Here is a 14,696-nt window from a genome sequence, read left to right as displayed (position 1 = left end):
GCTGGTTTAGCGCCGAATGAATCTGAGATTAGATATCAAGATTCTAAAACTGTGGCCAAAATTAGTTGACCACTACACAAGACCGATAAAAAGTATGCTATGTTTATTCATGTTAGCCTCTGCTGTTTAGTTAATTGACAAACTAATTATGGCTCTGGCTTTGAATTAAGCTAACCCACGAAAAGCGGAGGCTAACACCGTGTGGGAGTCATTATGTCTAAGCACCATCAGGAAGTATATGTCGGCAGAAACAAAATATCTGATTAAGCTCGAGTTTATTAAGTCGCACTTGTTTAAGTTGTGCGCTGCTTTGGGATTGTTGATAATCGGAGCCACAATTGTTGGGCAGATTCGATTCGATCGTTTTCCTGCTTACCAAGATCTGTTGATTTCGGCAGTTATCCCTTTTGCAGGATTTGCAGTGTTACTATTGTTGTTTTGGATGTTGGCGTATGTTTATCCGACGAAAGTTTCAGAGAAAGGTATTAAATGTTGCAATTTATATTGTGTAAATAAGTTTGTATCGTGGGATGCAAACTGTAAGGTATATTTTCAAAGCATGTATGGGTTGCCTTATATATGTCTCCTCTCGGAAGGATCAATGGCACCGCTAACCATTCCATGCTTTATGAAAGATTTCGACGGGTTTGCAGCGCAGGTGGCGCGGTATGCAGGAGAAAGCCATGAATTATCTAAATACCTGGCATCCCATGCTTAACAAAGGTAGCCAATTGACCTCCGTAAGCTGTCTTGGTTTTTGCAACAAGACGCAAAAACACAATCCAACTTACTCCGGCAATTGCTACCGGCGTTAGCTTAAAGGGAGGCGTATGTTTTCAAATATAAAACTTAGTCATTTAGTTTTGTTACTAAGTTCGACTTTTACAGCAGGGAGTTTCGCTAACGTATGCTCAAGTGATGAGCTTATTCAAATTAATAATTATATTTATGACGTTAAGAACCTTTCAAAAAGTTATCACTCTGCTGATCGAATAGATGAATATCATGATTACCTAACTGAAATGGAAAGGTATAAGAAATCAATTCCAGAGTGGAATGATAAACAAGCCTTAATTAACGCGTTCAGTTCTTCCTTAATTCTGTATCCTGCTTTTTACCAAGTTTCTTCTGTTACACATGTTAAAATGCAACGCACAGAAAACCAAACCTCTTTGACTTTAAAAATTAATCGCAATGAAACGAAAGGAGTTGATTCGTTAAGTGTGTCTTTTAACCCAACAAATAATAAGATAATTGGTGCACTATTTTATTCTGATGAAAAGTTTGAGAGCGGAGATATATGTAAAAAAGAGTTGGGGCTAGAGTATATTCAAGCTAACAAGCAAATGCAGCCGACGCTGCACAACGGCTCGGCTGATTAGGGAGTTATATGCTTTTGAAAGTTTGGAGTTTGAATCTTGAGTATTGAGTTAAACCAACAAGAGTGTTGTGAACATTATGGTGCTCAATACCAACCAGTTGAGCAAGCCCAGCTTGTAACTATATCAAAAGGTATTTACGAAGGTACCACCCCAGTTGAAGGAGTTCGTTATCCTTCACCTGACCATATGAGTGGTTGGTGGTTAACTACCGATGAATATGATGGAAATATTGATTCATTGGTTACAGTTCATTTTCAACATATCATTGAAAATCGGCCTGAATTAGCACTGTATATGGCATTACCTTTCGGCTATCGTTTTAATTTGGGTGGCGAAACTGAACATGTATGGTTTGATCTGGAAGTGGCGAGTGAAAGCATATAACAAGTTGCTCAAGTTCGTTCGTAAACTCACTGGGACAATTAACAGTTGGCTTGGCGCTTCGCGCAAGTTTAGCCAACAGTCAATTGCCCCTTAGCAAAGCGTTAGAAGTGCCAGAAGGATCTGCAAATGTCTTATTACAACTCCACTATTTTAAAGACCGCTGCAAAAGTCTCTTTTTTACATATTTCTTGGCTTGTTGCCCTAATTGGAATTCCGATTGTATTTTTTAGGGATGGCTTAGATTTAGTAGAAAAGTCATTATTGTTTAGTGGATTATTATTCTTTTTCTGGTTTGTATATTTACTTTTTTGCATTACATTTCATAGGCTAAGTATGCGAAATGAACATAACAGATTTGGCTACCTTGCAAAGGATGACCTCGAAAAAGGCAAAGAAGTTGGTACACATTTGGAGGGTTGGTAGCATGGCACTTCTAACAAAACGCTCAAGCTCGCTCCCTCCGGTCGCTGGGACGCCTATACGCGGGGCGGCTTCGCCATTATGCCCCACGCATCTGTGCCCCTTAGCTTAAAGTTATGTGATTTGTGCTGAAAACAAAAAAGGAGTTTAATAATGAAATTATTTAGAATTAAAACTGCGAGTTATATTACTAAGAAGAATATCTCATCCACTTTTATGTTATTTATAGCCTCTGTAATTCCAGTTACTTTTGTAATTCAAAGAGAACTTTTTATTGGCTCAATGTTAATGATAATTGTAGTGGGTGTTTATTTGTCGCTATTAACTGGTAAAGGTTTGTTTAAGTCTAAAAACAAAAGCGCGGGGCGTTAAATAGTAATCACATAACAATCCAATTATTCCGAACTCAACTCGCTGCGCTCGTTTCGTCGGCATACTGGGGCGTTATGAGTCACAGAGAATCAGAGAATGGGTGTAAGTAAAAAAGGTAGTCGAAACATCTCCGTGGAAGGTCATGATTTTCGGTGGAGAGCTACTGGAAACGACGGCTGGATAAGTATTGTAGTTTGGCCGGTTAGTAACGATGATTCGAGAGCAGTAGCAAGTATTGAGTATCACCACGATATGAAGAAAGTTGGTGAAGGCCATTACTCTTCACAAAGTCAATTGGTAGTAACCAATAGAGTAATACGAGAGGTGGTCTTACATGTTGGTGTTAATGTGCTCCTAAACAATCATGGGCAAATAAATGTTGGCCGAATAGAAGAATTCTATGATGTGCAAAATGCAGTACGAGGCTAGCCAAACTCATAACAAAGCAAGTCAAAATCGTGGTGCTTTGCACCACTGGACTCGCGCAAGCGCTCGCCTTTGCTTGCGGCGCTATATGAATTTCAACCTATGGAGTTATCAGCAATGGAACAACAAGCAATAATTAAAACTATTATTAAAACACTTGATAATTATTATTAAACCAGCTTCAAAGAAGCTCAATTAACACCGAGGCATTACGACTTTACTTCAACAGACTATGATTTTTCATTTCCTTCAAATATTGGTTCTGGCTTAACTGAGCATGTGTAGTGGCATAGTGATTTTGGCCACTATTTACATACAAACTTGTATAAAACCAAGTGGAGCTTTTTTATGCCTTAGTTTTATTAAAAACGTCCACTAATGTTAAACTACAAAAAACTTAATTACTTAATATAGCTATGGCATTTTACATTCCTTTATTACAACCTCACTTTAAGCACATTGAAATTGGCGATACGCTTACATCACTTTGGAGTGGATGTGGCAGTATTGTGCAGTGCCAGCTTGATGATAAAGCCTGCGTTATTAAAGCTATTAAAATACCCAGTTATATATACCATCCTAAAATTAAACAAAGCGAATTTGCGCTTAAAAGAAAGCAGCATTCATATAGTGTTGAATACACATTTTATAAGCTTTATAGCCAGCATTTACCAGTACATGCGCAAAGTATTGAATGTATAGGTGCAATTAATAAAGATGATGAATATGCGCTGGTGTTTAAGGATTTCACCAAACATGGGTTTACTCAAGCAGGGCCACAACATGTTAAAGCTATATTAAGGTGGCTTGCACACTTTCATGCGTTTAACTTAAGTAAACCCGCTGAAGGGTTATGGCAGCAAGGCAACTACTGGCATTTAAGCACGCGCCCAGATGAGTTTAATAAACTAAAAGATAACCTTGATAAAAAGTCCGATATTAAAAATGCTGCACATAAAATAGATGAGCAGCTACAAAGTTGTGCGTATAAAACGCTGATTCATGGCGATGCAAAACTTGCTAACTTTGCAGCAAATGAGCGCGATGAAATACTCGGTTATGATTTTCAATATATAGGAGCCGGTTCTGGGATAATTGATGTAATGTATTTTATGACCAGTTGCTTAAGTGATACACAATTACACGAGTGCGCTGATGAGTACCTTGCGTATTATTTTGATAATTTAAAGACTGCTATTACTACTTATCATCCTACAGCACCAGCAGGTAAAATAGCTGACGATTGGCTCGCTTTATGGCCTGCTGCATGGGCTGACTTTTATCGATTTTTAGCTGGCTGGAGCCCTGAGCATCAAAAAATAAATAGTTATATGCAACAGCAAGTAAATAGCTGGTTAGCGAGTAACATTTAATAAACACAACGAGTTGATTGCTTGCATAAATATCAAGCAAAACAATACATTTTGGCACGATGTATGAAAATCTCTTTAAAACTACAGGTCAAATGACCTTTTTTAATATAAAATACTGCAAATTCTTGTATCAGTAGGTTTATATCATGGCAATTCACGTTATTTCACACCCTCTTGTTCAACATAAACTAGGCCTAATGCGAGCGCATGGTATTAGTACTAAAAGCTTTCGTGAATTATGTTCTGAAGTTGGAACCTTATTAACTTACGAAGCAACTAAAAACCTACAGTTAGAAGATAACGAAATTACAGGCTGGGATGGCAATAAATTAAAAGTAGAGCATATTAAAGGTAAAAAAATTACCGTAGTGCCTATTTTACGCGCAGGTCTTGGCATGATGGACGGTGTTATGCAGTTATTACCGGCGGCTAAAGTAAGTGTTGTTGGTCTTGAACGTAACGAAGAAACGCTAGAGCCAGTACCATATTTTGAAAAGCTAGTAGGTAATATTGATGAGCGCTTAAGCTTAGTTATTGACCCTATGCTTGCAACAGGTGGCTCAATGATTGCCACAATCGATATGCTTAAAAAAGCAGGCTGTAAAGAAATCAAAGTAATTGTATTAGTAGCTGCACCAGAAGGTGTGGAAAAAACACTTACAGCACATCCCGACGTAGAAATATTTACAGCCTCTGTAGATAGCCACTTAAACGAAAAGGGCTATATTATCCCTGGTTTAGGCGATGCGGGCGACAAAATATTCGGTACTGTTTAGGAGTCTTTAAGTGCAAAATAATGACACCTTTTCAATAAAAACTATTTTAACGGGCGCGCAAATGCTGTTTGTAGCATTTGGTGCGCTGGTATTAGTGCCACTTTTAACGGGCTTGGATCCTAATGTTGCGCTTTTTACCGCTGGCATTGGTACTTTGCTGTTTCAGGTAGTGACTAAAGGCCAAGTGCCTATATTTTTAGCTTCATCGTTTGCTTTTATTGCACCCATTATTGCCGCTGTGCAAATGTGGGGCGTGCCAGCCACTATGGGCGGCTTAATGGTAGCGGGCTTTGCTTATATGCTTTTAAGTTTATTAGTAAAATTTAAGGGCGTTGCAACGCTTCATAAAATTTTACCGCCTGTGGTTGTAGGCCCTGTAATTATGGTTATTGGTTTAGCGCTTGCACCTGTTGCTGTAAATATGGCGATGGGTAAAAGTGGCGACGGCAGTATTCAAATTATTGATTACAACAGCGCTATTTATATTTCGTTGTTCTCGTTAGTGGTTACGCTTATTTTTGCAGTGTGGGGAAAAGGCGTATTTAAGCTTATACCTATTCTGGCAGGGGTTGTTGCGGGTTATTGTTTATCGCTTGCAATGGGCGTTGTGCAATTTGACGCGGTAACTAACGCACAGTGGTTTGCTGTACCAAACTTCACATGGCCTGAGTTTAAATGGCAGGCTATTTTGTTTATGGTGCCTGTAGCAATAGCACCTGCAATTGAGCATATTGGCGATATGATGGCTATAAGCCAAGTAACCAATAAAGACTTTTTGAAAAAGCCTGGGCTTCACCGTACTTTGTTTGGTGATGGCCTTGCGACGTCTGCTGCATCATTATTTGGCGGCCCGCCTAACACAACTTACTCAGAGGTAACGGGAGCAGTTATGCTTACCAAAAACTTCAATCCTAAAGTAATGATGTGGACAGCCATTATCGCCATTATTTTAGCCTTTGTTGCTAAAATGGGATCTGGCTTACAGACTATACCTGTACCTGTAATGGGCGGCATTATGATTCTACTTTTTGGCTCTATTGCTGTAGTGGGTCTAAATACATTAGTTAAGTCGGGCGATGATTTAACAGCACCACGTAACTTAAGTATTGTTGCACTTATTTTGGTGTGCGGTATTGGCGGTATGCATATTGGTGGTAGCCAATTTAGTTTAGAGGGCGTAAGTTTATGCGCTATTTTAGGCATTGTGCTCAACCTTGTATTACCTAAGGCGCAGCCTCAAGAGAGTTAATAGTGCACGTAAGTTAAAAATATTGCACCAAAATAGCGCATTTTCAATGCGCTATTTTTTTAACTTGTTAATAAATATACAAAAATAATAATGGTCTAGTATCTGCATTTAATTTCCAGAACGCATCGTATGCAAAGGAGTTACTATGTCAGAGGCCAATATTGTGGATATAACCCCGTTTTTAGCAAAACACCAACTGCCTTTAAAGTATCAATATTTGAGTGAGCAATATTTTGTTCCACTTGCGCATGACATCCTCGAATCTAAAAAAACAAATACTCCTATTTTTGTTGCCATAAATGGATGCCAGGGCTCAGGAAAAACAACACTCGCAGATTTTTTAGTTACGTGGTTTTCTAAAAACACACCACTTAACAGTGTAGCATTGTCAATTGATGACTTTTATTTAGCAAAACAAGCACGTACTGAGCTTGCCAAAGACGTACATCCTCTTTTTACTACTCGCGGAGTACCAGGTACTCACGACGTAGCGTTAATGAATAGAACAATAACTAATTTACTGGCAGGAGAGGTAAACGTACCGCTTCCACGTTTTAATAAACACGAAGACGACTGCGTGCCAGCAAGTGATTGGCTAACAAACGAAAAGCCAGTTGATATTGTTATTTTAGAAGGGTGGTGCGTGGGCAGTGAGCCACAACCGCTGTTTTCATTGAGTGAGCCGCTTAACGAGTTAGAGCAACAGTTTGATAAAGAAGGCGTTTGGCGCCGCTGTGTAAATAGCTGTTTGGCAAATGAATATAAAGCCGTTTTTAACCTAATTGATTATACAGTTATGCTAAAAGCACCGAGTTTTAGTGATGTTTTTACATGGCGACAAGAGCAAGAACAAAAGCTAATAGCCAAAAAAGGTGAAGGCTCAGGCACCATGACTAACGAGCAATTGGTGTATTTTATTTCTCATTTTGAGCGCATTACGCGTGAGAACTTAAACACACTGAGCGCTAAAGCAAATGCTTTAATTGAACTTGATAGCAACCGAGATATTAGCGGTATGCACCTAACAAGTGATGACACCCTTCAACCTATTATTTTTACAGATTTGGACGGTACATTACTCGATCACGCCGATTACAATACAAATAATATCAGTGAGTTATTACAGCAGCTGCAAAATGCGCATATTCCTGTGGTGTTTAATACCAGCAAAACTTTTTGCGAAGTTATAGAGCTTAAAAACGATTTAAATATTCAACAGCCTTTTATTGTCGAAAACGGTGCAGCGGTATTTATTCCAGAAGACTATTTTGAATTAAAGCCAATTGGTTGTAAAAAAGTAGGCGCTTATTGGTGCTACGCAATGGCAAAGCCGTTATCGAGTTTATTAAATGATTTAAATACTTTAAAGGCGGATTATAAAGCGCATTACAAATTGTTTAGTGACTTATCGAGTGAGCAAATTTCAGAGCTTACCGGGCTAAACGATGCACAAGCAAGACGCGCACAAACTCGCGATTATTCAGACCCTCTTTATTGGTATGGCAATGACGAATTACTCACAGCCTTTGTAAACGATGTTGAAGCACTCGGCTACGATATAAAAATTGGCGGACGCTTCATTCATATTGCCAAAAATACCGATAAAAGCGCTGCACAGCAGTGGTTAGTTAAACAGTTTACCCATCATTTCAGAAAGCCTCTCACGGTTATAGCACTGGGTGATAGCGATAACGATAAGCAAATGTTAGAACACGCAAATATCGCCATTATTATTGCCAATCCGGCGAGTAAAAAGCCGGTTAAATTGTCGCACAACAAAGCACGATATTCTCAATCACCAGCACCGCTGGGCTGGATTGAAGAAATAACGTCGTTGCCGTGTATTAGCAGTATTTTAAGTATTTCTGAGGAGCAAAAATCTCATGGCTGATTTTTACCAAAATGGCATTATTACAACACTACATAATATTGCCGACAGACCAATAGAAGACCTAGAAAAAGAGCTACTTACTTTTAGTAAGCAGCGCCCTATGGGGTTGATACTTCCTTCGCTATTTAGTGAACTAGAAGGCCCTGCGCTGCAAAATATAGTTAGCGAGTTGCGCGAAGTACCATATTTATCACAAATTACGATAGGCTTAGATAGAGCCGACGAAGCACAGTATCGCCATGCACTTGGCTTTTTTAAAGAGCTAAACCAAAACCATAAAGTATTATGGAACGACGGCCCACGCTTACAAGCACTTGATAAAGAATTACAAGAGCTAGGTGTTGCACCACGTGAGCTGGGTAAAGGGCGTAATGTGTGGTATTGCATGGGCTATAAATTAGCTACAGCAGAAGTAGAGTCTATCGCGCTACATGATTGCGATATTTTAACCTACGACAGAAGCCTACTTGCTCGCTTAATCTACCCCGTTGCGCATCCGCGCTTTAACTATGAATTTTGTAAAGGGTTTTACCCGCGTACTGCTAATGGCAAAATTAATGGCCGTGTATCGCGCTTATTAGTAACGCCATTGCTTCGCTCATTTAAAACAATTTTAGGCAATACCGACTACCTTGAATATATGGACTCTTTTAGATACCCACTTGCAGGTGAGTTTTCGTTTAGACGCGATGTATTAAACGATATTCGTATCCCAAGTGATTGGGGCCTTGAAATAGGTGTACTGAGTGAAATGTATCGTAACTATTCGCATAACCGCTTGTGCCAAGTAGATATTGCCGATAATTACGATCATAAACACCAAGAACTTTCACTTGATGATCAAAGTGCAGGTTTGTCTAAAATGTCGATTGATATTACTAAGGCATTGTTTAGAAAGCTGGCGACTCAAGGTGTTACTTTTACCAGCGAAACAATCCGTTCATTAAAAGCAACTTATTACCGTATTGGTCTAGATTTTATAGAAACGTATCATAACGACGCGCTAATGAACGGGTTAACGCTTGATGTACACCAAGAAGAAAAAGCAGTGGAAATGTTTGCACAAAATATTATGGAAGCAGGGCAACACTTTTTAGAAAACCCAATGGAAGCGCCATTTGTGCCAAGTTGGAACCGTGTTGTATCAGCAATGCCAGATGTACTTGAGCGCTTAAAAGAAGCCGTAGAGCTAGATAACGAAGAATATAGTTAACCTGCGTGCAGGTTAACTAGCCTATAAGTCTAAACAATAAATATTAGGGGCGCATGTGAGCACAGTTAGCGAATTATTTTTACAACGAGTAGAGCAACATCTTCATATTATTTATGAGGGTGTTGAGCTGCCTTTATCGGTTACTGAGCTTGCTCAGCAACTCATTAAAATTATATTAGGTAGCAATGCACTGCGCGACCCGACACCCCATACAAACCGATGGGATGAACAAGATATAGTATTGATTGCTTATGGCGACTCTATTATTAAACACGATGATAGCGAATTTGCCGTATCGAGCCCAATGGAGGCACCGCTTAAAACACTACACAGATTTATAAAAGAGCAATGTGATATGCAACTAAATGCGCTGCACATATTGCCATTTTACCCGTACAGCTCAGACGAAGGCTTTGCCGTAATGAACTACGTGCAAGTGAACGAGTCCTTGGGTGATTGGGGAGATATTCAAAATATCGCTAAAGATGTAAAGCTAATGGCGGATTTGGTTATTAACCATTGCTCAAGCAGAAGTGTATGGTTTGAGAACTTTTTAAATGATTTACACCCGGGTAAAGATTATTTCAAAACGGCGAGCTTAACGGATGATTTAAGCCAAGTTGTACGCCCGCGAACCTCATCGTTATTAAATACTGTAACTACGCCAAGCGGCGAAAAACACGTGTGGTGTACGTTTAGTCACGATCAGGTTGATTTTGATTTTGCAAACCCCGAGGTACTTAAAGAGTTTGTGGGAATAATTCGCCATTATTTAGACAATGGCGTGCGTTTATTTAGACTTGATGCGGTCGCATTTTTGTGGAAACAGCTTAATACAAGTTGTATTAACTTGCCGCAAACACATGAAGCCGTAAGGCTAATGCGAACACTTATTGAGCACGCAGAGCCGAGCGTAGTTATAATTACCGAAACCAATATTCCAAATCAAGAAAACTTGTCTTATTTTGGTAATGCCAACGAAGCGCACAGTATTTATAACTTTGCACTGCCGCCTTTATTGCTTCATACATTACTTAGTGGCGATAGCACTGCAATTAAGCATTGGATGATGAGCATGCCACCTGCGCAAAATGGTACGGCATACTTTAATTTTATAGCCTCGCACGATGGAATAGGGCTCAGACCAATTGAAGGTTTATTGCAACCCAGTGAAGTGGCGTCACTTGTAAGTACCACTATGCAATTTGGTGGTCGTGTATCAATGCGAACCAGTAACGATGGAACGCATACACCGTACGAGCTAAATATTGCTTTATTTGATGCTCTCCAAGGGACGCACAATGGCCCAGATAAGTTTGGCCTGGAGCGGTTTATGTGTGCTCACGCAATTATGTTTGCGCTTGAAGGTATCCCAGGGCTTTATATTCATAGTTTGTTGGGTACAACTAACGATTACGAACGCTTTGAAAATTCACAGCATAACCGTGCTATTAACCGCCATCGTTGGCAAGAGTCTAAGCTACTGACGGCAATTGGTGAAAAGTACAGTCATCATCATAAAGTGTTTAACGGCATAAAAAGTTTATTGGCAGTACGCAAAAAGCAAAGTGCCTTCCACCCAAATGCTACACAGTTTACGCTGCATTTAGCAGGGGGATTATTTGGTTTTTGGCGACAAAGTATAGACAGACGCCAAAGCATATTTTGTGTTTATAACATTAGCGATAAACCACAAACACTCACATTGGCCGACTTAAACTTAATTAACACCCAAAAGTGGTTTGATTTGGTGGCAGATAAAACGATTGAAGAAAGCCAATTAACAATAGAGCTAGAACCATACCAAAGCGTGTGGCTGAGTAATATTAAATAAGACCTATTAAAAAAGGCTCGCACTGCGAGCCTTTGTTTTAACTAGGGCGTGTTGATCTTTGTGGATTGAAACTTGTTCAATCTAGGGGCGATTAAATCTCGACGCGAGGTTTGTAACCTAGTGGGCTCGATAACTGCTCCTGCGTTATTCTACTGGCCTACATCCATGTAAGAATAAGTAAAAACCGAGCAAAGCTTCCGCGTCCTGCTCACGCCCCTTACCTACATCCATGTAGGCAACAAAGAGTTAATCGTCCCTAGAAAGAACCCTTCGGGCAGCGCATGTTTGGTATTTATGCTGCGTTATCGCCTATTTATGGGGAATAACCACACTACATAGGCTCTGCCTTGCCTAAAAACCAAACATACTGCTGCAAATTCACCCACCAATGATCAACACGCCCTAATAAATTATTTTATTAATTATAAGCTGTAGCTTAAGTTAATGTAGCCAAAGCGGCCAATGTTATCGTAACTTGCGCTACCCGCGCTTGTACCACGTGAACCGTACGGAAGTTTACGATTAAATACGTTATCAACACCTACTTTAACGCCTAAACCGCTATCGAAGTTGTAACCAACAGTCATATCGGTAATAAAGTATTTACCGTAAGACATTTGGTTACTTGGGTTCGAGTTACTTTCAAGCTCAACATTTGTATATAAATCTACTTCACTTAAAAAGCGTGTTTCAACTGTTGAGAAAAAGTTATCCATAACATAGCTTACAGATAAGTTAGTTTGCCACTTAGCTTCACCTGTAGTACCTGCGTATTCAATGTAGTTACTAGGGTCGTCTTGGAACGGGTAATCTTTACGTTCAATTAAGTAAGTACCAATTAAGCGGGTTTTAAAGCTACCTTCAAGCGCGTCAAAGTCGTAACCTAGTTCAAAATCTATCCCTGATGCTTTTTGGCCGGCAACATTTAATACAGAGTTTTGTATTAAAGTAATTTCACCATTAGCATTACGTGTAATTAAGTTACAGTACTGATTGTTTATACCTGTTGCGCTATCAACACAGCGATCAAGAATGTCTTGCGCGTCGATTGTGTCAATCGCATCTTCAAGTTCAATTTCCCAGTAATCAATAGTAAGCAGCGCGTTTTCTAGAAACTCTGGTTGGTAAACAATGCCTACAGTTGTACTTGTTGACTCTTCGCCTTTTACATCGCGGTTACCGCTAGTTAAACCATCTAATGAGGCTGCATCGTAACCTGAGTTAAAGTCACTCGCTACACCTAATGCGGCACAGTTTGCAGTACGTGTTGCACCGTTTGATAAGTCACCTAGGTTGTCGGCGCGACACGGGTCGTCTACATTGTAGAAAGTTTGACTTGCTGCCCCAAATACTTCACTAATGTTTGGCGCACGAAGTGCTGCAGATTGAGTTACACGTACACGTAGCTCATCATTTACAGTCCAATCAAGGCCAAGTTTCCAGCTAGTTGCTTCGCCAATCGTACTGTAGTCAGCATGACGTACTGCAGTATCAAACACTAAATCTTGAATAAGGGGTAAGTCAGTTAAAATTGGCATCGTCGCTTCAAAAAATACTTCGCGTACGTTGAACGAGCCTTTATCTTCGCCCAGTGCGTTAAAGAAAGTACCTTCTGCGTTATCTGGCTCTTTAGTTTCGCTTTCTTCTTTACGGTACTCGGCACCAAATGCAATACCTACATAACCTGCTGGTAATTCAAAAATAGCGCCATTAGCAAGTGAGCCAGAAACAACTGTTTGCTTAATTGTTGAAGTACCAACTGATACCGTATTTATGTAATCAATAGCTTGTTGAGATGGTGCGCCAAAACCCATAATATTTACAGGTACACATCCGTCAGCTTGCGCAGCAGCGCTACGACATACTACGTTGCCATTTGTATCTTCAACGGCATCAAGTGCATTAAAGTAGTTGGCTAAAATCATGTTAGCGCCGTTTTCACGCTCTAGATCTGTTTGGCCGTATACAACTGACGTATCTAATTCCCAATCTTCTAAAACAGTCCCTTTTAAGCCTGTTACAAAACGCGTTGTTTCACGCGTATTGTTTTCAATGCGGCGGCCAAGGTCACTCATCATGCGGTTAACCATGATCGAATCAACACCTTGTTCTTCCATACGTGCTTTGATGGCTGGGTCCAGGTAAGGGTTGTCGATTTTAATGCTATTGTCGCTGTCAAAAAAGAAAAACGCAGGTTGGCCTATGCTTTCGCCTTGGCTGTTTACGTATTTTGCATCAAAGTATACGTTTAAGTCGTCGGTAACATCGTAGTTAACTTTAAAGTTTACGTTGTAGCGCTCAAACTCAGGTTGTATTTCTTCAAATTGACCTAAGTTAAAAAAGTCACATTCTGCACATGAATATGGATCTGCGTTATTGCCTATGTATAAATCACGTGCGCTGCTATCAGGGTTAAAGCTATTAATATACTTAGTTGGATCTTCAAGTGCATAAACACCTGAATCATTGATGGCGTAATAACCCGCATTAGGTGTTAAAATATCATCAGGAAAGTCAGCACTATTTTTGTTCTCATCCGTTTGGGCTTGGTTAGGTAAGCTGCTAAAAGATGTGCTAGTCCAAGGGTGGTCAAGTGCATTTAATGAATCTTGACCTGAGTACTCAATAGCAAAAGCGGCATTACCACGGTCGTTATCAAAATTAGAGCCGTACGAGAACGTTGCTTTTTCGTTGTTGTAGCTGTTTAAATCGGCAAAACCACGGGTAACGCTAAAATCCATACCTTCAATGTTGTCTTTTAGTATAAAGTTTACAACACCTGTTACCGCGTCAGCTCCATATACAGCAGATGCACCACCAGTGATAATTTCTACACGCTCAACCCATACACTTGGAATAGTATTGGTATCTACAGCTTGAGATCCTGCAGAGCTTGATACATGACGCTTACCATTTACAAGTACTAAGGTACGGTCTGTACCCATGTTACGTAAATCAAGAATATTTAAACCAGCAGTACCAATAAAACGGCCTGAGTTAGCCATAGAATATGTATTGCCAAGTGCTGGTAAATTGTTTAGCGCTTCACCAATGTTTACAGCGCCTGTATTAATTAGTTGCTCGCCACTTATAACTGTTACTGGTGCAGGTGCAATAGCACCTTCACGTAAGATACGTGAACCCGTTACTTCAACGCGTTCAATTTTTGTTGCTTGCTCATCTTGTGCAAGCACAGAATTACTTGCTGTTGCAGCAGCAGTAATTAATGCACATTTAATGCTAGTAGAAAGTAAATTATGACGTTTCATGTGTTTCCCAAAGGACATTTTATAGTAATTTAAAACAATATTTATTTTTACCTAGTACAATTTGTATTAGGTAAAAACCTATAACTTTTGTTATGAGGGCGGCGATT

The 14,696-nt window shown here is 39.7% G+C and carries 12 protein-coding genes; 11 read left to right on the top strand and 1 reads right to left on the bottom strand.

Translation table 11 applies throughout. The features are described 5' to 3' along the window. Nucleotides 1–238: 238 nt before the first annotated feature. The 11 genes from I6E69_RS14265 (at nucleotide 239) to I6E69_RS14215 (ending at nucleotide 11,320) form a co-directional block, all read left to right on the top strand. On the top strand, nucleotides 239–718 hold the full coding sequence (locus I6E69_RS14265) for a hypothetical protein (protein WP_197121497.1): 480 nt from the start codon (nucleotides 239–241) through the stop codon (nucleotides 716–718). Nucleotides 719–830: 112 nt separating this feature from the next. Continuing rightward, nucleotides 831–1,382 (top strand): hypothetical protein, encoded by a 552-nt coding sequence (locus I6E69_RS14260; RefSeq protein ID WP_197121496.1) that lies wholly within the window; start codon nucleotides 831–833, stop codon nucleotides 1,380–1,382. Between the two features lie 36 nt (nucleotides 1,383–1,418). Continuing rightward, entirely contained in the window at nucleotides 1,419–1,766 is a 348-nt protein-coding gene (locus tag I6E69_RS14255) for a hypothetical protein (RefSeq protein WP_197121495.1), read from the top strand. A gap of 126 nt (nucleotides 1,767–1,892) precedes the next feature. Then, on the top strand, nucleotides 1,893–2,189 hold the full coding sequence (locus tag I6E69_RS14250; protein ID WP_182673582.1) for a hypothetical protein: 297 nt from the start codon (nucleotides 1,893–1,895) through the stop codon (nucleotides 2,187–2,189). Between the two features lie 150 nt (nucleotides 2,190–2,339). After that, a complete protein-coding gene (locus I6E69_RS14245; RefSeq protein ID WP_039489617.1) occupies nucleotides 2,340–2,558 on the top strand; it encodes a hypothetical protein in 219 nt (72 codons plus the stop codon). Between the two features lie 842 nt (nucleotides 2,559–3,400). Further along, nucleotides 3,401–4,357, top strand: a complete 957-nt coding sequence (locus I6E69_RS14240) for a phosphotransferase (RefSeq protein WP_197121494.1) — start codon at nucleotides 3,401–3,403, stop codon at nucleotides 4,355–4,357. A 146-nt stretch (nucleotides 4,358–4,503) separates the two neighbouring features. Beyond that, a complete protein-coding gene (gene upp, locus I6E69_RS14235) occupies nucleotides 4,504–5,133 on the top strand; it encodes a uracil phosphoribosyltransferase (protein WP_002958676.1) in 630 nt (209 codons plus the stop codon). Nucleotides 5,134–5,143: 10 nt separating this feature from the next. After that, nucleotides 5,144–6,382, top strand: a complete 1,239-nt coding sequence (locus tag I6E69_RS14230; RefSeq protein ID WP_138490411.1) for a uracil-xanthine permease family protein — start codon at nucleotides 5,144–5,146, stop codon at nucleotides 6,380–6,382. Between the two features lie 145 nt (nucleotides 6,383–6,527). Then, the gene (locus tag I6E69_RS14225; protein ID WP_197121493.1) at nucleotides 6,528–8,273 is read left to right on the top strand and encodes an HAD-IIB family hydrolase; all 1,746 of its coding nucleotides are present in this window, start codon (nucleotides 6,528–6,530) and stop codon (nucleotides 8,271–8,273) included. Next, complete coding sequence (locus I6E69_RS14220) at nucleotides 8,266–9,486, top strand: glycosyl transferase (protein ID WP_002958673.1); 1,221 nt, start codon at nucleotides 8,266–8,268, stop codon at nucleotides 9,484–9,486. Before I6E69_RS14225 ends, I6E69_RS14220 begins: the two co-directional genes overlap by 8 nt. 55 nt (nucleotides 9,487–9,541) lie before the next feature. Then, nucleotides 9,542–11,320 (top strand): sugar phosphorylase, encoded by a 1,779-nt coding sequence (locus I6E69_RS14215; protein WP_197121492.1) that lies wholly within the window; start codon nucleotides 9,542–9,544, stop codon nucleotides 11,318–11,320. A gap of 422 nt (nucleotides 11,321–11,742) precedes the next feature. On the opposite strand, the gene I6E69_RS14210 is transcribed toward I6E69_RS14215, so the two are convergent. Further along, nucleotides 11,743–14,589, bottom strand: coding sequence for a TonB-dependent receptor (locus tag I6E69_RS14210; RefSeq protein ID WP_149603640.1), 2,847 nt, complete (start codon nucleotides 14,587–14,589; stop codon nucleotides 11,743–11,745). Nucleotides 14,590–14,696: the final 107 nt, after the last annotated feature.

Origin of the sequence: Pseudoalteromonas sp. NZS100 (assembly GCF_015864815.1) — a bacterium.
Taxonomy (GTDB): Bacteria; Pseudomonadota; Gammaproteobacteria; order Enterobacterales; family Alteromonadaceae; genus Pseudoalteromonas; species Pseudoalteromonas distincta.
Note: the sequence above shows the minus strand (reverse complement) of the source record. Positions and strands in the feature narration are given on the sequence as shown.

Coding starts and splice junctions, on each gene's coding strand:
- I6E69_RS14265 (WP_197121497.1), top strand. CDS start 239: ATGTCGGCAGAAACAAAATATCTGATTAAGCTCGAGTTTATTAAGTCG.
- I6E69_RS14260 (WP_197121496.1), top strand. CDS start 831: ATGTTTTCAAATATAAAACTTAGTCATTTAGTTTTGTTACTAAGTTCG.
- I6E69_RS14250 (WP_182673582.1), top strand. CDS start 1,893: ATGTCTTATTACAACTCCACTATTTTAAAGACCGCTGCAAAAGTCTCT.
- I6E69_RS14245 (WP_039489617.1), top strand. CDS start 2,340: ATGAAATTATTTAGAATTAAAACTGCGAGTTATATTACTAAGAAGAAT.
- I6E69_RS14240 (WP_197121494.1), top strand. CDS start 3,401: ATGGCATTTTACATTCCTTTATTACAACCTCACTTTAAGCACATTGAA.
- upp (WP_002958676.1), top strand. CDS start 4,504: ATGGCAATTCACGTTATTTCACACCCTCTTGTTCAACATAAACTAGGC.
- I6E69_RS14225 (WP_197121493.1), top strand. CDS start 6,528: ATGTCAGAGGCCAATATTGTGGATATAACCCCGTTTTTAGCAAAACAC.
- I6E69_RS14220 (WP_002958673.1), top strand. CDS start 8,266: ATGGCTGATTTTTACCAAAATGGCATTATTACAACACTACATAATATT.
- I6E69_RS14210 (WP_149603640.1), bottom strand. CDS start 14,589: ATGAAACGTCATAATTTACTTTCTACTAGCATTAAATGTGCATTAATT.